Consider the following 22,512-nt stretch of genomic DNA (forward strand, 5'->3'; position numbering starts at 1 on the left):
AACAACAAAGAGAGACGACCCTGATGTCCACCAAAACGCGGCAACCTTGTGCACCCCTTGAGCGACTCAACCCCAATCACCTGCGCTGGGTGATTGCCCTGACCCTGCTGACACCTTACGTCAGCCTTGCAGACAACGGCCTGCAAGCCGCTAGCGGAGCGAGCGGTACCCCCTTGATCAACAACCAGCATGGCGTGCCGGTGATCGACATCGTTGCCCCCAACGCCAACGGCCTGTCGCACAACCAGTTCCTCGACTACAACGTCAACAAGCCCGGTGTGGTGCTCAACAACGCGCTGCAAGCCGGACAGTCACAGCTGGCTGGTGCCCTGGCTGCCAACCCGCAGTTCCAGGGGCACGCGGCCTCAACCATCCTCAATGAAGTGATCAGCCGCAACGCCTCACGCATCGAAGGTGCGCAGGAAATCTTCGGCCGCCCGGCCGACTACATATTGGCCAACCCCAACGGCATCACCCTCAACGGCGGCAGCTTTATCAATACCACCCGCGCAGGCTTTCTGGTCGGCACCCCTGAGCTTGAGAACCAGCGCATCAAGCACCTCGACACCCGCACGGCCAGCGGGACCTTGACGATTCTCCAGGGTGGCCAGAGCAACCTTGACGGTGCGCTTGACTTGATCGCCCCACGCATCTACGGCGTGGGGCCGTTGACTGCTGGCGCGGACCTGAACCTGACGGCTGGGCGCAACCTGATACGCGACACTGATCGCCAGGTGCTCGAACACCTCGCCGCCGCCACTGGCAGCCTTGACGCCAGCCTGCTCGGCGCCATGCAGGCCGGGCGGATCCGCATCGTCAGCACCGCCGAAGGCGCCGGTGTGCGTGTAGGGGCACACCTGCAAGCACGCGAAGGCATCGCCATCGACTCAAAGGGTGGCCTAGAGATCAGCGGGACGGCACAACAGCGAAGCCGTCTGAGCACCGAGCAAGGCGCGGTGAACTTGCACGCCGCAGACGATCTCAGCATTACTGCTGTTGAGGTCAAGGGACCACAGATCCACGCCGAGGCCGGAAACAACCTGACCCTCGACACGCAGGTACGCGAGGCAACCAAGCGTGACCGTGACCACTACAAGAAGCGCTGGTTGTTCGTCACCACCGAAACCTTCAACCGCGACACCACCCGCACCGACCGCGAGCATCAGGGCAGCCAGTTGCACGCCAGCCAGGACATCAACCTGAAGGCCGGCAAGGACATCAATCTGCTTGCCGCCAACGTCCGGGCCGAGGGTGATCTCAGCGTCAACGCCGGTGATGCACTGAACATCAGCGCCGCGATCGACAGCCATCAAGTCGACGAACAGATCCGTCATCGCAAACACCTGTGGCGGGGCGATAAGAACAGCAGCAAATACCAGGAGAAGGTCAAGGCCAGCGAGTTGTCCGCCAGGCAGATAGCCCTGACGTCGGGGGGGCAGACAAAAGTGCAAGCAAGCACGCTGACCAGCAGCGCGGATATGACCCTCAAGGCTGGCGCTGTAGAGGTCAGCACAGTGTCCCTGAAAAATACCAGCCAGACCAAGGACTACGGTGGCGATCTGGTCTCCGGGAGCTTTTTTGGCAAGGACGGAAAAACCGACGCCGAGGGGCAGACCGCCAGCGGCAGCACCCTTCAAGCTGGCGGCGCACTGACAGTAATGGCCGACCAGGTTCAGATCAAAGGCTCGAAGGTCAACAGCAAGGGCGATGCGCTGCTGCTCAGCGAAAAAGGCTTGTTGACGGTCGAAGCCGCGCAAAGCCAGTCCACCGTCAGTCAGCAGGAGAACGACAGCAAACTGTTCGGGCTGATCGCCGATAAAACCCGGCGCGAGGAGCAGCACAAAGACGTGCTGATCAGCGACCTGGATTCGCAAAGCAACCTGCGCCTGGCCAGCGCCGATGAGCTGCGTGTACTCGGTGCCAAGCTCAACGCCAAACAGCAACTGCAGCTGCAAGCCGAGAAAGACATTACCGTCAGCGCGGCCGAGCAATCCCAGAACGTCACCCGCCACCAGCAAAGCCAAGGTTTCACCGCCAGCGCCGGCCAAGTGCCGCTTGCCGGTGAGGACAAGCCCGACTCGCACCAGTACAGCGCCTCGGTTGGCTATAACGTGAACACGGTGGAAAGCACTCAAAACGAAACGACACAGATCGCCAGCACCCTTTCCGCCGGGAGCGTGCAAATCGAGAGTAAAAAGGACGCCAACCTCCAGGCGGCAACCATCAGCACCACCGCAGGCGACCTGCAAATCACCGCTCAGAACGTCAACCTTGCAGCGCGTCACAACCAGCAATCAACTACCAGCGAACCCCGTCAAAGCGGCGGCAACCTCAGGGTCGGCGGGGGTATCGACAACATCAATAGCGCCTTCGAGGGCTACCACAAGGAAAAAAACCTTGAGGAAAACGCCAGCCAGGCGCAACGCACCCAGTTGGCTGCCAGTGGCAACCTGAACATCACCACCGGCACACTGATCAGCGAGGCCGCGAAACTGACTGCAGGCAATGCCTTGGTGATTAACGCCGACACCGTGGAAAACCGTGCGGTAGACGACACCAAGAGCTCCCGACTCACAGAGAAGAACTGGCAGGCCAGCCTGGGCGCCAGCGTTGCTTATCAAGACCTGACCCGCCCGATTGAAAACCTGATCCTTGGCAAGGAAGCCAGTCGCTTCCAACAGGCCTCGGTTGAAGATGCACTGACAGCGCCAAGCCTGGGGGCCGAACTCAACGGCGCGCACCTGAACCGCGCCTCAACCGAACAATCCAGCAGCGCTCAGGTCAGCGAACTGAAAGGCGCCAGCATCGCCGTCAAAGCCGACACGCTCAACGACACAGGTACCCGCTACCGAGCAGAACAGGGACCACTGTCGATCCAGGCTGGAGCGCACAATTTCGCCGCCGCACATGACAGCAGCAGCAAAACCATCAATCGCCTGGATGTCGAGGGCACCGTCCGCGTCGACACCACCACCGGCAGCGATGTCAACGTGCGCCTCTCGGGCAAAGGCGGCTCGCTGGAGCACGTCGAAACCAAGCTCACCGCCCGGCCCGGCAGCCTGTATGGGCAAACCGGCATCCAGATTCAACTGGGGAGTGACGGCGTCTACGAAGGCACTCAATTCGATGCCGGCGACGGCGCATTGAAACTGCTGGCCGATGGCAACCTGCACCTGAATCAGGCCAACGACAGCCAGCACAGCAGCGTGAAACAACTTGAAGGCAACGCCTGGGCCAAAGGCGGTAACACTCCGGTCGGCAAAGCCCTCGACCTGCGTGGTTACCTGAACCACAAGACCCTCGACAGCACCGACACTCAGGCGCGGGTCGCAACAATAGATGCCAAAGGCGACGTACAACTGCAAGCCGGGGGCGATCTGCAACTGACCGGCACCCGGATCGGCACCAGCACTGCCAACGTCAACAACATCGACTTGAGCAGCACCGGCAAACTTCAGGTCAAGGCAGCCACCGATACCCACAAAGCCCAGGGCAACACCCTGCGTGGCGGGCTGGAACTGCAAGCCAAAGGCACCACTGATGGCAAGGGTGGAGCCATTGGCGGGCACTTCGGTAACGGACGCATCGACGAAAACAGCAGTACGGCCAGTGGCGCCCAGTGGTTTGCCAAAGAGCAACTGACACTTAGCAGCGCCGCCTCACAAGCTGACGCCGTGCACCTGCAAGGGGTCAATGCTACCGCTAAACAGGTGAATATCAGCGCCAACAACGGCGGTATGCTGATTGAAGCAGCCAGCAGTTCGGAGCAGCGCAATAACCTCAACATCACCGCGGGTGCCGGATTCAACGCCGCTCCCGGTGCAACGTCTGAGCAAAACAAGCGCGGTTTGCATGGCCGAGTACAGGTGAACATCGACCGCCGTGACAACCTGACCTACGAAAACAGCCAGTGGCGCGCCGGGCAGATCACCCTCAGCAGCCTGGCGGACACTCGCCTGCAAGGGGTTCGTATGGACGCCGAGCGCATCGGTGGCCAGATCGGCGGTGACCTGCAGATTGCCAGCCTGCAAGACCGCGTCAATGCGTTGAAGGTCGAGGTGGACGGACGACTGAGCAAGGAGAAGAACCCGCAAGGCTATACCAACGCCGCCAACGCACTGGCCGGGCCGTTGAGTGGCAAAACCGACAAACATGTCGGACCTGTCGTGCAGGCAGTCGAACCAGGCTTGTCGCCAACATTGAACGTCAAGGTCGAGCACACCCAGCGTGAAAGCGTTGCCAGTCAGGCTGTACTCAGCGGCCGAGACGGCATCGCCCTGGCGGTCGGAGGCGAAACGACGCTCACCGGTGCGCGCCTGCAATCGGTTGCAGGCAAGGTTGAGTTGGGTAACGGAGCGGTAACTCAAGAAACCCTGAACGGCCGCGACTACCGCCGTGAAGTGGGTATCAACGCCTCTAACGCACCCGTCGATCTCACCACCGGTTTGATCGATGCGTATCGTGGGTCAAGCGGCACTGGAGGGGAAAACAGCGTGGATCTTGGCGTGCTTCGCACCAGCGGTCATGACCGCAGCACTACCCTGGCATCAAGCATCACCCAGCGCTGAGGCTGCTAAGGCAATAACCGGTAGGAGCGGGCTTGCCCCGCGAGGCGATGTGGCTGAAGGACCGCTATCGCGGGGCAAGCCCGCTCCTACTCCCGATTTCCGGCCTCAGAATTCGGCGAGCTGCCAAACCTCATAAGCCGGTGTTTCATAAGGATGAGCCTGCTTGAGTGCAGCAACCACCGGCCTGATCAGCGCGTCAGCCACCACCAACTCCACCCGCCACTCTTCGACCTGTTCGACCACCCCGCTCTGCCCGATGAACGGCTGGCTGCCGTCCAACGGGCGGAACTGACCCTGGCCCAACACCTGCCAGGCACAGCAGTCGTAGTCGCCGATGCGTCCGCCGCCAGCGGCGAACACAGCGGCCTTGACCACTTCTACATGGCTGGTCGGGACGAAGAAGGCGAGCTTGTACACCCTTAGTTCACCCAGACCCGCGCATTACGGAACATACGCATCCAGGCTGCGTCTTCGTTCCAATCATCCGGACGCCAGGAGTTCTGCACCGCACGGAACACCCGCTCAGGGTGCGGCATCATGATGGTGACGCGACCGTCGCGGCTGGTCAGACCGGTAATACCGCGCGGCGAGCCGTTCGGGTTGGCCGGATAGGTTTCGGTGACCTTGCCATGGTTGTCAACAAAGCGCAGCGCTACGCAACCGGACAGGTCCGCCTGCAGCAGGGCTTCCTCGCTTTCGAATTCGGCATGGCCTTCACCGTGGGCGATGGCGATCGGCATGCGCGAACCGGCCATACCCTGCAGGAAGATCGAGTTCGACTCCTGAACCTGAACCATGGCCACACGGGCTTCGAACTGCTCGGAGCGGTTGCGCACGAAGTGCGGCCAGTACTCGGTACCCGGAATCAGCTCGTGCAGGTTGGACATCATCTGGCAACCGTTGCACACGCCCAGGGTAAAGCTGTCGGTACGCTCGAAGAAGCCCTGGAAAGCGTCACGGGCACGGCTGTTGAACAGCGCCGATTTCGCCCAGCCTTCACCGGCACCCAGCACGTCGCCGTACGAGAAGCCGCCACAGGCCACCAGGCCTTTGAACTCATTCAGGTCGACACGACCGGCGAGGATATCGCTCATGTGCACGTCGATAGCGTTGAAGCCCGCGCGGTCAAAGGCTGCAGCCATTTCGACCTGACCGTTGACGCCCTGCTCACGCAGGACCGCAACCTGAGGACGCACGCCTTTCTTGATGTAAGGCGCGGCGATGTCGTGGTTGACGTCGAAGCCGAGCTTGGCGCTCAGGCCCGGATTGTCTTCTTCCAACAGACCGTCGAACTCTTGATCAGCGCAGTCGGCGTTATCACGCAGGCGCTGGATCTGGTAGCTGGTTTCAGCCCACTGACGTTGCAGCAGACGACGGTCGCCTTTGAACAGTTCTTCACCAGCGAACTTGATCAGCACTTCGCTGTTGTTGATCGGCTGACCGATCACCGCAACGCAGTCTTCGCCCAGGCCGGCAGCACTGAACTGCGCCAGCACTTCGCCGGTAGCGTCCTGGTGTACCTGAATGACCGCACCCAGCTCTTCGTTGAAGAGGATGGCGGCGATCTTCTCGCGTTTGCTGGTCAGGGTGTCCAGTTCCAGCTCCACACCGCAATGACCGGCAAAGGCCATTTCCAGCACGGTGGTCATCAGACCGCCGTCGGAACGGTCGTGGTAGGCCAGCAGATGACCGTCGGCGTTCAGGCCCTGGATCACGGCGAAGAACGCTTTGAGGTCTTCAGCGTCGTCGACGTCCGGTGCCTGGGCACCCAGCTTGCCATGGGTCTGCGCCAGGATCGAGGCGCCCATGCGGTTCTGGCCGCGGCCCAGGTCGATCAGGATCAGATCGGTTTCACCCTTGTCCATGCGCAGTTGCGGGGTCAGGGTCTTGCGAATGTCGGTCACCGGGGCGAAACCGGTAACAATCAGCGACAGCGGCGAGGTAACGGACTTCTCGGTGCCCTCTTCGCTCCACTTTGTCTTCATCGACATCGAGTCTTTGCCGACTGGAATGGTCAGGCCCAGCTCAGGGCACAGGTCCATGCCGACGGCTTTGACGGTGTCGTACAGACGCGCGTCTTCACCCGGGTGACCGGCTGCAGACATCCAGTTGGCCGACAGTTTGATGTCGGAGAGTTTTTCGATGCGCGACGCGGCCATGTTGGTCAGCGTTTCACCGATGGCCATGCGGCCCGACGCCGGGGCGTCGAGCAGGGCCAGCGGGGTACGCTCACCCATGGCCATCGCTTCACCGGTGTACACGTCGAAGCTGGTGGCGGTGACGGCAACGTCGGCCACCGGAACCTGCCACGGGCCAACCATCTGGTCGCGGGCAACCAGGCCAGTAATGGTGCGGTCGCCAATGGTGATCAGGAAGCTCTTGCTGGCTACGGCCGGGTGACGCAGCACGCGCTCGACCGAATCTTTCAGCGCCAGCGTGCTTGGATCGAAATCGTCGCCCACTTCCGCCTCGCGGGACACCGAGCGGTGCATGCGTGGCGGCTTGCCCAGCAGCACTTCCAGCGGCATGTCGACCGGGGTGTTGTTGAAGTGGCTGTCGGTAACGGTCAGGTGCGCTTCTTCGGTGGCTTCGCCTACGACCGCGAACGGGCAACGTTCACGCTCACAGATGGCCTTGAAGCGCTCGAAGTCGCCCGCGCTGACGGCCAGCACGTAACGCTCCTGGGATTCGTTGCTCCAGATTTCGTGCGGGGCCATGCCCGGCTCGTCGTTGGGCACGTTGCGCAGCTCGAAGCGACCACCGCGGCCACCGTCGTTGACCAGCTCAGGGAAGGCGTTGGAAATACCGCCAGCGCCAACGTCGTGGATGAAGGCGATCGGGTTGTTGTCGCCCAGTTGCCAGCAACGGTCGATGACCTCCTGGCAGCGGCGTTCCATTTCCGGGTTTTCGCGCTGTACCGACGCGAAGTCCAGATCAGCGGAGCTGGCGCCAGTGGCAACCGAAGAGGCTGCACCACCACCCAGGCCGATCAGCATGGCCGGGCCGCCGAGCACGATCAGCTTGGCACCGACGGTAATCTCGCCTTTCTGGACGTGATCTTCGCGGATGTTGCCCATACCGCCAGCGAGCATGATCGGCTTGTGATAGCCGCGTACTTCTTCACCGTGCGGGGTGTTGATCGACTGCTCGAAGGTACGGAAGTAACCGGTCAGGGCCGGACGGCCGAATTCGTTGTTGAATGCCGCGCCGCCCAGCGGGCCATCGACCATGATGTCGAGGGCGTTGACGATGCGCTCAGGCTTGCCGTACGGCTTTTCCCACGGTTGCTCGAAACCCGGGATACGCAGGTTGGAGACGGTGAAACCGGTGAGGCCAGCCTTGGGCTTGGCACCGCGGCCGGTGGCACCTTCGTCACGGATTTCACCACCGGAACCGGTGGACGCGCCGGAGAACGGCGAGATGGCGGTCGGGTGGTTGTGGGTCTCGACCTTCATCAGGATGTGCACCGGCTCCTGCACCGCGCCGTACTGGCGGGTGTCAGGGTTCGGGAAGAAACGCCCGGCAACACTACCGACGATCACCGAAGCGTTGTCCTTGTAAGCGGACAGCACGCCTTCGTTGTGCATCTGGTAGGTGTTCTTGATCATGCCGAACAGGCTCTTTTCCTGAGCCTGGCCGTCGATGTCCCAACTGGCGTTGAAGATCTTGTGGCGGCAATGCTCGGAGTTGGCCTGGGCGAACATCATCAGTTCGATGTCGTTCGGGTTACGCGAAAGGCCCTGGAAAGCGCTGACCAGGTAGTCGATTTCGTCTTCCGCCAGGGCCAGGCCCAGGTCGACGTTGGCTTTAGCCAGTGCAGCACGGCCACCACCGAGGATGTCCACCGAGGTCATCGGCTTGGGCTGGGCATGGCTGAACAGACCGGCGGCATCTTCCAGACGACCGAGAACGATCTGGGTCATGCGGTCGTGCAGCTGCTGGGCGACGAGGGCCGCGTCGGCCTCGCTCAACTCACCGGCGACGTAGTAGGCAATGCCACGTTCCAGACGCTGGACGTTTTCCAGGCCGCAGTTGTGGGCGATGTCGCTGGCCTTGCTCGACCAGGGCGAGATGGTGCCGAAGCGTGGCATCACCAGGAACAGGCGACCGGTCGGCTCCTGTACCGGTACGCTCGGGCCGTACTTGAGCAGGCGCGCGAGCACTTGCTGTTGGTCGGCAGTCAGATCGCCGTCAACCTCGGCGAAATGAGCGAATTCAGCGTACAAACCACTAACAGCGGGGACTTTCTGACTCAATTGCTCGAGTAATTTACCGTGGCGAAAGGCAGAAAGGGCAGGAGCGCCGCGCAGGATCAACATCGTCGGGACAGCCTCAGGAAGGGGGTGTGCTTAGAGGCCGTGCATTCTAGCCTAAATCCGAGGCTTTCGGCACCCGCAACACAGCATTCTGACGCGGCCGCGTGTCGGCGGATCAATCCGGACTCGGGGGTCAAAAAACTGCCTGCTCCGCGCGGTTCCCTCGGCGCTGAGGCAAACCGTGCTAGCAGACAAGCAAATCGTTGTCGAGATATGGCGGGGCCTGTGCTTTGCGTATACTGCAACCTATGTTCGCCCAAACTGCTTTGCGCCAGCGCTGCGCCAGATGGCTCATCGCAATCGGACTCTTCCTGATGCTCGGTGCCTGTGTTGAAAAACCCAGCACCCTAGAGCGCGTCAAGGAGGACGGTGTACTGCGCGTGATCACCCGCAACAGCCCGGCCACCTACTTCGAAGACCGCAACGGTGAAACCGGCTTTGAATACGAGCTGGTCAAACGCTTTGCCGACGAACTGGGCGTCGAGCTGAAGATCGAAACCGCCGACAACCTCGACGAGTTGTACGACCAGCTCGGCAAGCCCTCCGGCCCGGTGCTGGCTGCAGCGGGCCTGGTCAGCAGCGAGCGGCGCAAGGCCCAGGTACGGTATTCGCACCCCTACCTGGAAGTGACCCCGCAAATCATCTACCGCAACGGCCGCTCACGCCCGACCAATGCCAAAGGCCTGGTCGGCAAGAAGATCATGGTGCTCAAAGGCAGCTCGCATGCCGATCAACTGGCAGAGCTGAAAAAGCAGTATCCGGCGCTTGAATATGAAGAATCTGACGCGGTGGAAGTGGTTGACCTGCTGCGCATGGTCGATGAAGGTCAGATCGACCTGACCCTGGTGGATTCCAACGAATTGGCGATGAACCAGGTGTATTTCCCCAATGTACGGGTAGCCTTCGACCTCGGTGACTCGCGCGACCAACGCTGGGCAGTGGCGGCCGGTGACGACAACAGCCTGCTCAACGAGATCAACGAATTTCTCGACAAGGTTCAGAAGAACGGCACTCTTCAGCGCCTGAAAGACCGTTACTACGGCCATGTCGATGTGTTGGGCTACGTCGGTGCCTACACCTTCGCCCAGCACCTGCAGCAGCGCCTGCCGCGCTATGAAAAACACTTCAAGGCATCCGCCAAGAAAGAACAGGTCGATTGGCGCCTGTTGGCCGCCATCGGCTACCAGGAATCGATGTGGCAGGCTGAAGTCACCTCCAAGACCGGCGTCCGCGGGCTGATGATGCTGACCCAGCGCACCGCTCAAGCCATGGGCGTGTCCAACCGCCTGGACCCGGTGCAGAGCATTCGCGGTGGTGCCAAGTACTTCATGCATGTGAAGGAACAGCTGGACGACTCGATCAAGGAACCGGACCGCACCTGGTTTGCCCTGGCGGCCTACAACGTCGGCGGTGGTCACCTGGACGACGCACGCAAACTGGCCAAACGCGAAGGTTTAAACCCGAACAAGTGGCTGGATGTGAAGAAAATGCTACCGCGCCTGGCGCAGAAGCAGTGGTACAGCAAAACCCGCTACGGCTATGCCCGGGGTGGTGAGCCTGTGCATTTCGTCGCCAACATCCGCCGGTATTACGACATCCTCACCTGGGTGACCCAGCCGCAGCTGGAAGGCAGCCAGGTAGCCGACGGCAACCTGCACGTGCCGGGCGTCGACAAAACCAAACCGCCTGAAACCACCCCGCCCCTGTAGGAGCGGGCTTGCCCCGCGAAGCAGCTTCACTGACCCACCGCAATCGCGGGGCAAGCCCGCTCCCACAGTTGTGATGCAAGTCAGGCTTTGGCGCGGCGCGCCTTGAAGAACTCGGAGAGAATCGCGCCGCATTCTTCTGCCAGCACCCCTCCCTCGAACAATACCCGGTGGTTGAGAAAGCCCTGGGTAAAAAACTGCCCCTGGCTCTGCACCACGCCCGCCTTGGGCTCCAAAGCCCCGTATACCACCCGGGCAATGCGCGAATGGACAATCAAGCCGGCACACATGCTGCACGGCTCCAGCGTCACGTACAGGGTGCTACCCGGCAGACGATAGTTGCTCGCCGCCTGGGCAGCAGCACGGATCGCGACCATTTCGGCATGGGCACTGGGATCGCTGCCGCTGATCGGGCAGTTGAAACCGCGGCCAATCACCTGCCCATGCTGCACCAGCACCGCACCCACCGGCACCTCGCCCATGGCCGCGCCCTGCTGCGCCAGTTCCAGCGCCTCGCGCATGAAGGCCTGATCGCGGCTGCGGTCGATGATCTGTGGTTGACGCATCAAACCACCTCGATCGCGGCCATCAGGCCGGTTTCCATGTGGTCGATCACATGGCAATGGAACATCCAGGTGCCAGGGTTATCAGCAACCAGCGCCACCTGAGCGCTCTCGTTCTTGCCCAGCAGGTAGGTATCGGTGAAGTACTGCTCGGGGAATTTGTGCCGGTTCGAGGTCAGTACCTTGAAACTCATGCCATGCAAATGGATCGGGTGCTGGTACTGAGTCATGTTCTTGAGCTCGAAAATATAGCTCTTGCCCTTTTGCAGCGTAGCAATCGGCCGCTCGGCACAGGTTTTGTCGGTGATGTCCCAGGCCTGGCCGTTGATCTGCCAGAGGCTTGGCGGCTTGCCGTTCTGAGTGTTCACCGACACCGAGCCTACCCATTCAAAATTGAAGTTGAGCTTCTCGGCATTGGCCAGGTCGGGCTCGGCAATCGGGTTGGCCGGCAGGGCTGGCGGCCAGTCACCTGGTGCCTCGCTGCTGGCCACTGAACGCAAGGTACCCAGGCGCACCGAGCCATCGCGCAACGACAGCTCCTCACCGGCAGGTGGCATCTTGATCGCCAGGCAAATGCGCATGCCCGGGCCAAGCCAGTAATCCTTGCCCAACGGCCGTGGGCTGATCGGGTTGCCATCGAGCGCGTAGATCTTGGCTTCGAAATTGCCCTTGAGGTTGATCCGGTAAGTCAGGGTGTTGTCGAGGTTGAGCAGGCGCACCCGCACGATTTGCCCTTCGGGCATCTCGACCACCGCATTGGCCTGGCCATTGATGGTGATCAACCGCCCGGCCGTGCCACCACGAGCGGCTTCACGGGGGATGCTGAACGGCAGGTAGGCGCCCTGCTCGTCCACATGCCAGTTTTTCAGGCTCAAGGTGCGTTCATGCTTGAAGCCGGTAGGCTCACGCTCTTCAACGATCAGCGGGCCCACCAGGCCTTTGCCGAGCTCTTCGGAGCTGTTCACGTGCGGGTGATACCAGTAACTGCCGGCATCCGGCACGCGGAATTTGTAATCGAAATATTCGCCCGGCAACACCGGCAGTTGCGAGACGTACGGCACCCCGTCCATTTCCAACGGCAGGCGAATGCCGTGCCAGTGAATGGTGGTGGCCACCGGCAGATGGTTAATAAAGCGCACCCGCAGCCATTCGCCCTGGCGCACCCGCAACTCGGTGCCCGGTGCCGACGGGCCGAACGCCCAGGCCTCGGTTTTATGCCCGGAAACCAGTTCGACATCCAGCGGTGCGGCAATCAGCTCGTAATCATGCCCGGCATTCGGGTCGGTGCGCCCCAACCAGTAACGGGATGCGCCACCGGCGCCCAGACCGATTGCCACCAGGCCGGTCAGGCCACCGAGAATTTGTCGCCGGGTAAAAGACATGCAGCACGTACCTCGTATTGCCAGAAACAACACGCCGGCACCTTGCCAGGTACCGGCGATGAAGGGCGAATACGATACACCTGCAATTGCGAAAGATTAAGTGAAGAGTTGCCGCAGGGCCTGACGCCTCAGTTCCTGTGCAACGTCCAGGCATCGGCAAACGGTGCCGAGCCTTTGTCGTAGGGTTTGAACATGACCATGTAGACCAGGCCAATGCCAATCACCACCGCCGACGTCAGCACGATGCCGTAGTTGCTGTACCACGGCGCATCCGGGGTACGTGGCCAGGACATGTTGATGATCGCCAGCAGCCCGTAGACCAGCGCCAGGATGTTCACGATCCAGCCCCAGCCGCCGAGGGTGAACTGGCCGGCAGGTTTCCAGCCTCGCAGCCGGGCAAACAGCGCGCCGCCAACAATCATCTGGAAGGCCAGGTAAATGCCGATGGCGGCAAAGCTGACGATGATGGCGATGGCATTTTCCAGGTAGAAACCGGCGCAGACGATGGCCGCCGGAATCACCCCACAGGTGATCAATGCCGCCGTGGGCACACGGGTATTGGGGGACAGGCGCTTGAGCACGCCGCTGCCCATGACCATTTCGTCGCGGGCAAAGGAGTACAGCAAACGGCTGGCCGCCGCCTGCAGGCTCAGCACACAAGAGACGAAGGAAACGGTGATGACCGCTGTGACGATCTTCCAGCCGGTCGGCCCGAAGGCGTTGCCCATGATCGTCGACATCGGGTCTTTGTCTTCGCCAGACAACACCTTAGCAATGTCCGGAACCGCCAGAATCAGTGCCAATGCGGCGAAGATCGCTGCACCGCCACCGATGTAGATGGTCATGCGCATGGCCTTGGGAATACGCTTGCTCGGGTTTGGCGTCTCCTCCGCGACATCACCGCACGCTTCAAAGCCGTAATAGAGGAACATTCCCGCCAACGAAGCGGTGAGGAACGCAGGCCAGTAGCTGCCATCGATGCTGATGTCGAAGGTATTGAACAGCACCGACAGCGGCTGATGACGCTCGAAGATCAACAAGTAACCGCCGATCACCAGCGCGCCGAGCAACTCGCAGATGAACCCGAACATCGCCACTCGGGCCAGCAGCTTGGTGCCGCTCAGGTTCAGCAAGGTTGCCATCACCGTCAGCGCCAGCGCCACAAAGGTGTTGGTCACCGGGCTCGGTTCGAAGCCCAGCATCGCAGCGATGTAAGGGCCAGCCCCGAGAGCGACGGCAGCAATGGTCACGCACAGTGACACCGAATAGATCCAGCCGACCATCCATGCCCAACGCTTGCCCACCAGACGCCGGGCCCAGGGATAAACACCACCGGAAATCGGAAACTGCGATACCACCTCACAGAAAATCAGGCAGACCAGCATCTGCCCGAATCCAACCAGCAAATACGACCAGAACATCGGCGGCCCGCCTGCCGCCAGGCACAGGCCGAACAGCGTATAGACGCCGACGACCGGTGACAGGTAGGTGAAGCCCAGCGCAAAGTTTTCCCACAGGCTCATGCTTCTTTCGAAGTTCGAGGTGTAGCCAAGCGCCTTGAGCTGGGCGGCATCGCGGTCCGCTGCAGTAAATTCGGGACTGTTCATGTTGTTATCCTGAGGACAGGGTCCTGTCGGCTGTTATTGTTTTTGCTGTGCAGACTTACAACTTGATCCAGGTCGCTTTGAGTTCGGTGTACTTGTCGAACGCGTGCAGTGATTTGTCGCGGCCATTGCCCGACTGTTTGAATCCGCCGAACGGCGCCGTCATGTCGCCGCCGTCGTACTGATTGATCCACACACTACCGGCGCGCAGGGCTTTGCCAGTCAGGTGAGCTTTGGAGAGGTCGCTGGTCCACACCGCCGCCGCCAGGCCGTACGGCGTATCGTTGGCGATGGCGATGGCTTCTTCGGCGCTATCAAAACTGATCACCGAGAGCACCGGGCCAAAAATTTCTTCCTGAGCAATCTTCATGGCGTTGCTGACGCCATCGAAAAGGGTGGGCTCGACGTAGGTGCCACCGGTTTCCTGCAGTGTGCGCTTGCCGCCCAGCACCAGTTTGGCGCCGTCGTTCAGGCCAGATTCGATATAAGACAGCACGGTGTTCATCTGCTGGTTATCGACCAGGGCACCGACGTTGGTTTGCGGGTCCAGCGGATTGCCCGGCGTCCAGCCTTTGAGCGCCTCGACCACCAGTGGCAGAAAGGTGTCTTTGATCGAACGCTCTACCAGCAGGCGCGAACCGGCGGTGCAGACCTCGCCCTGGTTGAAGGCAATCGCGGCGGCGGCCGATTCGGCGGCGGCCTGCAGATCGGGAGCGTCAGCGAAGACGATGTTCGGGCTCTTGCCGCCGGCTTCCAGCCAGACGCGCTTCATGTTCGACTCACCGGCGTAGATCAGCAGTTGCTTGGCGATTTTGCTCGAACCGGTGAACACCAGCGTATCGACATCCATGTGCAGGGCCAGAGCCTTGCCCACGGTGTGACCATAGCCTGGCAGCACGTTGAATACCCCGGCAGGGATACCCGCTTCGATGGCCAGCTGGGCAATACGGATGGCGGTCAGCGGAGACTTTTCCGAGGGTTTGAGAATCACCGAGTTGCCGGTCGACAGCGCCGGGCCGAGTTTCCAGCAGGCCATCATCAGCGGGAAATTCCACGGCACAATGGCGGCGACGACGCCCACCGGCTCGCGGGTCACCAGCCCGAGCTGGTCTTGCGCGGTGGCCGCCACTTCGTCGTAGACCTTGTCGATGGCCTCACCACTCCAGCTCAGCGCTTGCGCAGCACCCGGCACATCCACCGCCAGCGAGTCGCTGATCGGTTTGCCCATGTCCAGGGTTTCCAGCAGCGCCAGCTCGTCGGCGTTGGCTTCGAGCAACGCGGCAAAACGCAGCATGATCTGCTTTCTGTCCACCGGCGCCATGCGCGACCAGACGCCCGAATCAAAGGTGGCGCGGGCCACTTCAACAGCACGATCGACATCGGCGGCAGAGCAGCTGGCAACCTTGGCCAACAGGCGGCCATCTACCGGGCTCATGCAATCGAAAGTATCTCTGTCGATGCTGTGGGTGTAGTCGCCACCGATAAATGCGCGCCCTTCAATCTTCAGTGCCCGTGCGCGAGCTTCCCAAGTGCCAAGCGTTGGAGTGGTCATGACGGTACTATTCCCCTGTGTCGATGCTCATGCCTGTCAGCGCTGCCGGGGGATCCCGGAGCCAGGCTTTTTGTTAAACATATGAAACCGTATCTTATGTTCAAAAAACTGCCAAACTGCGTGTCGTTTTTGCCTGAAAACGACACGTATCGGACTGTTAACGGCTTGAAACAGGCTTTTTTGTTGCATGACACGCGGTAGATGTCTAAAAGAAATCTAGTTCCATATTTTTTGCGGCGACCAGGATGACTGAAGCGAATAAAGTGAACCGCCTGTCTTTGTTACAGGTGAGCCAGGAAGGCAAACCCGAGGAAGTCGCTCGCCGCCTGATCGAGGTCATCGACCTCGGTCTGATCAGCGAAGGCGAGCAATTACCCAGTGAAAGCGAGCTGGCCAGCCGCTTCGGCGTGGCCACCGTTACCTTGCGCGATGCCTTGGCGATCTTGCGCCAACGAGGCGTTGTCGCTACTCGGCGCGGAAGAAATGGCGGCAGTTTTGTCTGCGCCCCGGTGGAGGTGTCCGATGAGTTTCTCAACGCCAGGCTGAGCGCCATGAGTTCGCTGGAACTACGCGATCTGTGCGACGAGCAGATCGCTATTTCCGCCACCGCCGCAGCCCTTGCCGCAAGCCGCTCCTCCAGCGCCCAGCAGCAACGCCTGGAGCACTTCGTGACAGCGCTGCAGGAGGCCACCAGCCGCAGCGAACTGCGTCGCGCTGATGCGCGTTTTCACATCGAAGTGGCGGTGGCCGCGCAATCGGTGCGCCTGACCCACGCAGAAATGCGCCTGCAGTCAGAGATCGGTGAGCTGCATTGGATCTGCACCAGCGACCTCCAGAAAAACACGGCGCTGGCCGAACACCGGGCCATCCTCCAGGCAGTCGTGGCCGGAGAATCCAACCTGGCCAGTGCACTGACAGAGGCCCATGTCAAAGAAGGCATGAAGCGCTTGATGGATTTGCGCTTCCAATTGCTGGCGCAGCAAGAGAGCAGACAGTCATGATCGCAACACCACAAAGCGATGAAGTTCGCCAGTGCACCCAGCGCCTGGAACAGGTGTTCAGCACCATCTTCGAGCAACTCGACACCTTGGCCGAACAGGTGGTGACGGTGTGGGACGCACTTGCCGTCGAGGGTAGAAAGCCCACCTCCAAAGACCTGGCGTTTCTGCAGACGACCATCGAGCAGCGGCTGTCAAACAACGACACCTACACCCACGGCACCGGCGTGGTGGTGGAACCGGGCGAGCTTGCCGATCAAGAACTCTTCCTTGAATGGTTTTATCGCCCGGTCAGCGGCAAAATCGCGCCGCTGATGCTTAACTTCAATCGCCAGAGCGAAAGCTTCTACAACTACCAGGGCATGCCCTGGTTCACCCGGCCCAAGTCGACCTTGCAGCCATCGGTCGAAGGGCCCTTCGTCGACCTCTACGGCACCGAACTGTATGTACTGGCCTTCTCTGTACCGATCGTCGCAAGCGGGCATTTTGTTGGCGTTGCGGCAGCAGACATTGCCATGCACGAATTCGATCAACTGCTCACCCGCTGCCTGCTGCGCATGAACAATGAAGCGTTCATCATCAACGGCGAAGGCCGCATCGTCGCAGCGAACTCCACCAACTGGTTTGTCGGCAACATGGCCAGTCGCCCGGCCGCGGCCAAGGTGCACAAGCTCAATCCACTCTCGATTGACTGGTCGCTGGTGGAACTGCCAACGCCGCGCTAGGGCGCTGCATGGCTGGGCAAAACCGATTTGCGCGTTTCTAACAACAGCAATAATCGAAGAGGAAATACCATGCAGCGGCTATCGCTTCGCCTTGTCAGCCTCCTGGCCATTCTCCTGTTTACCCAGTTGTCGTTTGCAGCGGATAAAGACAAAACCCTGGAGGTCATCACGGCCTACATGAGCGCCTGGAACAAACACGACCCTGATGCGGCGGCACAGTATTTTGCCGAAGACGGGGAGTTTCTCGATGCCTCCGTCGGAGTGCCAAAAGTCGGCAGAGAAGCGGCCAGGGTCGAGGTGATCAAACTGTTTATCGATGCCGTGCCAGACCTGAAATGGAAAATGCTCGGGCAGCCGATCGTCGACGGCGACAACATCGCCTTCGAGTGGCAGTTCGACGGCAACAACACCGGCGCCTGGGCGCCCGAGACACCGGCGACCAACAAGCCGCTGTCGTTCAAGGGCGTGAGTTTCATCAAGCTCAAGGACGGCAAGATCGCCTCGCAGCATGACTACTACGATGCGTTGTCGTTCAACAAACAACTAGGCTGGTAACCGTCGGTAGGAGCGGGCTTGCCCCGCGATGCGGTGAAACAGACGAATCGCAATCGCGGGGCAAGCCCGCTCCCACCGTTCGCAATTCAGGGCCTAGAGCCTGGGGTGAACTACACCTGGCGGTGCGGTGGCCGGGTCGAGGAATTCAACGGGCGTGAGCCTGGTCTGTAGCGCCAGCCGCAAATCACCCTGCACGATGCCATCGGGATTGCCCATGCTAGGCAGGAAATACTCGCCTGGATCAAGCGTTATACCGGTCGCCTGCCCAGGGCCGGCATCAACGATACGCAAGCCGGGCACCCCTTGCAGCTCGGCGACGCCGGGTACTTTTTTGTAGAAGTTGCTGTGCGTATTGCCGACCAGGGCTACCCATCGCTCAGTGGGCCTGGCGGCCTCTCTGATCGAAATCGTCTGATGGGCGTAGTAATTCATCATTTTCTGGCGCAACGGGTTACCCCAATACACCGCATCCAGCCCGTCCAGCCGATAGCTCGCGACACAGTCGATCGCTTGCACACTGATTCGGTTGGCTCGCGCCTTTCTCACCAGCTCCAGAAAGTTGTAGCGAGCACCCGGGTCAGTGAAATGGCCCTCATCCAGTTCCCGCAGGTAACCCTCCAGGTTGCGCGTCATTCGCCCGGTACGGGCAAAGGCATCCAAGTCGAGTTGGTGCATGTCGCTCATCACGTGCTCAAGATAGAGCGTGCGTACTCCGCTGTCATACAACGGTTTGAAGTTGTCCATCAGCCAGCGCTTACTGGCGACCGAGGCATGCGACTCTCCAATCACCAGGCCTTTATGCCGCTCAAGCAACTCGATGAACGCCCGTTGTGGTGGAACCGATGCGGCAGGCTCCGTCACTTCGACGTAAGGCAATTCGGGCCAGCCGGCAAAGAATCCACTGGCATCTTCACTCAACTGTTGGCGGACTCGCTGCAAGCTGTCGCACACGTCATTCAAGGGCGACTGCGGATCAAAAAAATCACCGGAGAGCATCCGCCGGTTACTCATACTGATCAGTTCACGCATGGCCGGACGGGATCTGACCGGTACCTCATAGCTCCCTGCTGGAACCTCGAAAGCCGAATAATCAACAACTTCAGCTGGCGGCTCAGGCGTCAATCCGCCCAGACACTGGCCGCCACCGCGCAAGCAGGGAGACTCGAACACTTCCCACTGCCCCGCCTCATTCATACGGACAGGAATACCGCCCGCGAAGGAAAACGGATCTTCCTCGGCAACAATCATCCAGCTGCCCAGCGTCGAGTCGTAACGCACGCGATACGACAGTCCGGACATCTCGATGTATTGCCCACCATCAGCAAGGGTACTGACACCCCGCAAGGAGCCTGCCGCGGCGGGAGGAACATTGACCAGCGCATTCCCAGTAAAATCTTCCAAGGCTTGCTCGGAACTGCTGCCCAACGGAATCAGAAAGGGAAGATTAAGCACTATGTCGACACTCGCCAGAATCGCTCCCAACACACCTGCGTGGCGCTCTTCAATAGTGTCGCCATCAACCGCCTGCTCAGCGTTCAGCGCTACTCGGGCTACCCCAACCGCAACCAGCAACAGCGCCAGCGGCCAGCCCGCCGGTACCATAGGGCCAAGCAGGCGAGCCACTGCATTGAGGTAACCGATCCACAATTGAACGCGTAACTCGGAATTGGTACGCAAGACCGCGTCGACTTCGTTGCACATACGCTGCCTGGCGCTATCACGAACCCAGGTAAACACCTCGCCTCTGATCGGCTCCCACCGCACGTGCGCAGCAAACTGCTCGACACTTCCCTTCGCAAAGCCCTGTAGCTGGCTGCGCAATGCTCGCAGGCTTTGCGACTCAGCGGTAAAGTGCGCCAGCAACTGCTCAGTACTGTCGGGCACCTGAAGCCAGCCGAACAGGTACTCAGCCAGTGCCTGCTCGCTGTCGAACCCCTTGAAAGACGGTACGTTACCCGGCAAGTAAAGGACGTGATGGCCGTCCTGCACCTGCAGCCAGATCGCGTCAGTGGATGGCTTGCCGCACAGGCTCAACGTGCCAATCTGGACGCCCGCCTGCGGCGGTTGCATCTGTTCGAAGTGCTGCAGTTGTGGGGCGATGCCACTGTCGAACCCAATAGCGTCGAACACCTGCTGCAACTGTAATGCGTCCAGTTGCCCGCTCAAGCCCGCTTGCAAGGCTTCAGACAAATAGTTGAGCTTGGCCAGGGTGCGAACATCGTCGCTATGATTCTCCCAGAACGTGGTTGCTTTACGTTGGTATACGGCACCGAAATCCAGCACCCAAAACGCATTGAGAACGCGCTGAGGTTCCAGGCGCACCTCATTGCTCTCGTCGTAATAACCGGCCTCGGGGCCCTCAGAATAGAAACCACCGTACGTAGACAGCAGGTCCGAAGCGTCCTGATCACCGACACGAAATCGCCGTATGACCAACTCGGTCAAGCTCAGCGATTGCTCCGGGGGACCGCCGTGCTGCCAGCCGGTAAATGTCCTGCTGCTGCTCATTGCCCCGGTAAAGCGATGCCAATAGACCTGATCCGGATCCAATTCGGGCAGACCTTCAGCACCGAGCAGATCAAGCGCAGCCTGACGAGCATCTGCCTTCATGTCAGGGAAGGCGAGCACCACTCGCCGGGCAATCGCCGAGAGTTCGTTGTGCAAGGTCAACGTCAAAGATGTTTCGTTCATCGCAGCGGCTTCCATGTTTAGGGAAGCCCACTGTGCGATTTCTCAAGGCGCCACGGCGTTACATGTTTACTGCGTTAAAAAAACGCTTTCATTGTCTACGGCGCCTGGCATTTTGACTCTGTCTGGCTCCCACTGCTCAGAATCAGACTCCAGCAACCGCCCGACCGGGCACACGCTCATCACCGAGTTGAATCGGTAAGATGAGCCAGGCTGGGTTTCATAGCCTTCAGGCCAAGGCCCGCGAGGTGCCGCACCTGCTCATCGGTATCCTGTGTTGCCAGGCGTAGTGCCTCGACGGCTCGAAGCGTGTCGTCGGGCAGCAGGCCACGGTTATTCAATCCACTCACAGCATGACGACGAATGGCTACGTGTGGTGAAAGCAAACCGCGCAAGGCTTCGCTGACATCGGCCGTGGTGGTATCGATCCGGCCGTAGACGTCTTCAAGGGTCTCTTCAACAGCAGCCCGAAGCTCTGGACGCTGATCAAGCAAGCGCTCAACGGGTGTGTAGTTCAGCACCGGTGGCTGCACGCCCCGCCAGCGGAATCCGTCAAAGTTGGCGCAAATCCCCGCGACAGCGACGTCGGGCGCTTGCTGCATAAGCCAGTCGAAATCCTCAAGGTAACCCAAGGCATTTGTGCACCAGTTGCGGGTCGACTGCTTACAGGCCTCAATCGCCTGTCGGCGCAGGGCCTGGATGACGGGCTCTTCAGCCATGCCGGCCAGCCCGAGAATACGCGCGGCAGCGCTAGACGCTTTGTGCCCGTTGAGCCGTTCGATAAGCGCTGCCTGTGCGGGACGGCCGTTGGCAATCAGCCAGCGCTCTGCGTCTTCCCCCGAAATGCCCTCCAAACAATGTAAGCGGCTGACGTAGAAGGCGACCTGCTCGGCAAGCGGCAAGGCAGCAACATCGCGCAAGGTGTTTTCAATGGCCAATTCAACAGGGAAATTATCCTCGAACTGTTGGCGGGTCATGCTGCGCTTGGCCAAAGGCATATAGCCAGCAACGTCATGAAAAATCACCACGAAGCCTGGCGTCACACCAGGATGCTGACTGAAATGGCGGCCCAGCGACCTGGCGGCACGACTAACGGTGACCAGCAAGCGTTGCTCAGCCGCTTGCCATTGGCGCGGGCCAAGCCGATTGGCGTGGGTTTGCAACTCATCATCGAGCCGCGTGAACGGCTCACCCGCGCAGATTTCCCAATCCCAGCGCCAGTCCGCCGGGTTCCACTTCACCGAACTGAAGCTTTCATCTTCCTCGTCGGGGTAGTCTTCGCTGAGTGCTTGCAGGCTGTTTGCGGCAAAGCTGGGCAGCGACAGAACCGCCTCTTCTTCTCGGTAGCTGGCATGAAACGCTGCGGCGTACAAAGGGCTGCCCTGCTTATCGAGCAGCGTTTGCAGTGTCTGTCTGGCGGCGTCGAACAGCGCCTGTTCCAGAGCCTTCCAATTCATCATTCAGGTCCTTGCTGACAAATGAGTTCAGCCGAGCAAATCGAGCATTCCCTCAAGGGTGTTTTCCAGGCGGGCTAATTCAATGTGCTTGCCATCGCCATATTCAGCGATATGCAGCGCACATTCAACGATCACCGTGAGCCCCAATGGTGCTCGATGGCCGGGGTATTTGCGCAGCAGGACGTTGAACCTCGAGTGATCGAAGCCCGCGAAGGCCGGATGTTGGGTGTCGTGCTGGATGTGTATGTCTCCAGCGATGGCCGTTGACGGCTGCAGGCTTCGAGCACTCTTGCGATGGTCTCAGTTGCTCCTGGGAGCCTCTGGCTATTGCGTTTCAGTGGGCTGTAGCACTTCGACATCATCGCCAGCGAAATGCTCAGTGGTTACAGGTGCATTGG

General features: G+C 60.4%; 14 protein-coding genes. 6 read left to right on the forward strand and 8 right to left on the reverse strand.

Going from position 1 to position 22,512, the window contains the following annotated elements; translation table 11 throughout:
* The first annotated feature begins 23 nt into the window (after positions 1 to 23).
* A complete protein-coding gene (locus tag ACVWSC_RS23025) occupies positions 24 to 4,568 on the forward strand; it encodes a hemagglutinin repeat-containing protein (protein WP_442109348.1) in 4,545 nt (1,514 codons plus the stop codon).
* 105 nt (positions 4,569 to 4,673) lie between these two features.
* Here ACVWSC_RS23025 and ACVWSC_RS23030 read toward each other — a convergent pair whose 3' ends face one another.
* Both ACVWSC_RS23030 and purL read right to left on the reverse strand, forming a co-directional pair.
* Positions 4,674 to 4,985 carry a YqfO family protein gene (locus tag ACVWSC_RS23030; RefSeq protein WP_442109349.1) on the reverse strand — a complete coding sequence of 104 codons (312 nt, stop codon included), beginning with the start codon at positions 4,983 to 4,985 and terminating at the stop codon, positions 4,674 to 4,676.
* A 2-nt stretch (positions 4,986 to 4,987) separates the two neighbouring features.
* Positions 4,988 to 8,887 (reverse strand): phosphoribosylformylglycinamidine synthase, encoded by a 3,900-nt coding sequence (purL, locus tag ACVWSC_RS23035; protein ID WP_442109350.1) that lies wholly within the window; start codon positions 8,885 to 8,887, stop codon positions 4,988 to 4,990.
* A 245-nt stretch (positions 8,888 to 9,132) separates the two neighbouring features.
* On the opposite strand from purL, the gene mltF reads away from it, so the two are divergent.
* On the forward strand, positions 9,133 to 10,593 hold the full coding sequence (gene mltF / locus ACVWSC_RS23040) for a membrane-bound lytic murein transglycosylase MltF (RefSeq protein ID WP_442109351.1): 1,461 nt from the start codon (positions 9,133 to 9,135) through the stop codon (positions 10,591 to 10,593).
* 80 nt (positions 10,594 to 10,673) lie between these two features.
* On the opposite strand, the gene tadA is transcribed toward mltF, so the two are convergent.
* The 4 genes from tadA to ACVWSC_RS23060 all read right to left on the reverse strand — a co-directional run bounded on the left by tadA (position 10,674) and on the right by ACVWSC_RS23060 (position 15,691).
* The gene (gene tadA, locus ACVWSC_RS23045) at positions 10,674 to 11,156 is read right to left on the reverse strand and encodes a tRNA adenosine(34) deaminase TadA (RefSeq protein WP_442109352.1); all 483 of its coding nucleotides are present in this window, start codon (positions 11,154 to 11,156) and stop codon (positions 10,674 to 10,676) included.
* A complete protein-coding gene (locus ACVWSC_RS23050; protein WP_442109353.1) occupies positions 11,156 to 12,535 on the reverse strand; it encodes a multicopper oxidase family protein in 1,380 nt (459 codons plus the stop codon). Before ACVWSC_RS23050 ends, tadA begins: the two co-directional genes overlap by 1 nt.
* Before the next feature lie 128 nt (positions 12,536 to 12,663).
* Positions 12,664 to 14,142, reverse strand: coding sequence for an APC family permease (locus tag ACVWSC_RS23055; protein ID WP_442109354.1), 1,479 nt, complete (start codon positions 14,140 to 14,142; stop codon positions 12,664 to 12,666).
* A 55-nt stretch (positions 14,143 to 14,197) separates the two neighbouring features.
* Positions 14,198 to 15,691 carry an aldehyde dehydrogenase gene (locus tag ACVWSC_RS23060; RefSeq protein WP_442109355.1) on the reverse strand — a complete coding sequence of 498 codons (1,494 nt, stop codon included), beginning with the start codon at positions 15,689 to 15,691 and terminating at the stop codon, positions 14,198 to 14,200.
* A gap of 245 nt (positions 15,692 to 15,936) precedes the next feature.
* Between ACVWSC_RS23060 and ACVWSC_RS23065 the strand changes: the two genes are divergently transcribed.
* From ACVWSC_RS23065 to ACVWSC_RS23075, 3 genes are all read left to right on the forward strand, one after another.
* Entirely contained in the window at positions 15,937 to 16,692 is a 756-nt protein-coding gene (locus ACVWSC_RS23065) for a FadR/GntR family transcriptional regulator (RefSeq protein WP_442109356.1), read from the forward strand.
* A complete protein-coding gene (locus ACVWSC_RS23070) occupies positions 16,689 to 17,414 on the forward strand; it encodes a cache domain-containing protein (RefSeq protein WP_442109357.1) in 726 nt (241 codons plus the stop codon). The genes ACVWSC_RS23065 and ACVWSC_RS23070 overlap by 4 nt, the downstream gene beginning before the upstream one ends.
* Before the next feature lie 69 nt (positions 17,415 to 17,483).
* Positions 17,484 to 17,969: an ester cyclase gene (locus ACVWSC_RS23075; protein ID WP_442109358.1), complete on the forward strand. Its 486-nt coding sequence runs from the start codon at positions 17,484 to 17,486 to the stop codon at positions 17,967 to 17,969.
* Between the two features lie 93 nt (positions 17,970 to 18,062).
* Here the strand turns inward: ACVWSC_RS23075 and ACVWSC_RS23080 are convergent, their stop codons facing one another.
* A complete protein-coding gene (locus ACVWSC_RS23080; RefSeq protein WP_442109359.1) occupies positions 18,063 to 20,675 on the reverse strand; it encodes a dermonecrotic toxin domain-containing protein in 2,613 nt (870 codons plus the stop codon).
* A gap of 164 nt (positions 20,676 to 20,839) precedes the next feature.
* Complete coding sequence (locus tag ACVWSC_RS23085; RefSeq protein ID WP_442109360.1) at positions 20,840 to 22,117, reverse strand: DUF4303 domain-containing protein; 1,278 nt, start codon at positions 22,115 to 22,117, stop codon at positions 20,840 to 20,842.
* Positions 22,118 to 22,225: 108 nt separating this feature from the next.
* Between ACVWSC_RS23085 and ACVWSC_RS23090 the strand changes: the two genes are divergently transcribed.
* Positions 22,226 to 22,381 carry a hypothetical protein gene (locus tag ACVWSC_RS23090; protein ID WP_476461713.1) on the forward strand — a complete coding sequence of 52 codons (156 nt, stop codon included), beginning with the start codon at positions 22,226 to 22,228 and terminating at the stop codon, positions 22,379 to 22,381.
* Positions 22,382 to 22,512 lie beyond the last annotated feature (131 nt).

It is taken from the genome of Pseudomonas sp. NUPR-002, assembly GCF_056322725.1.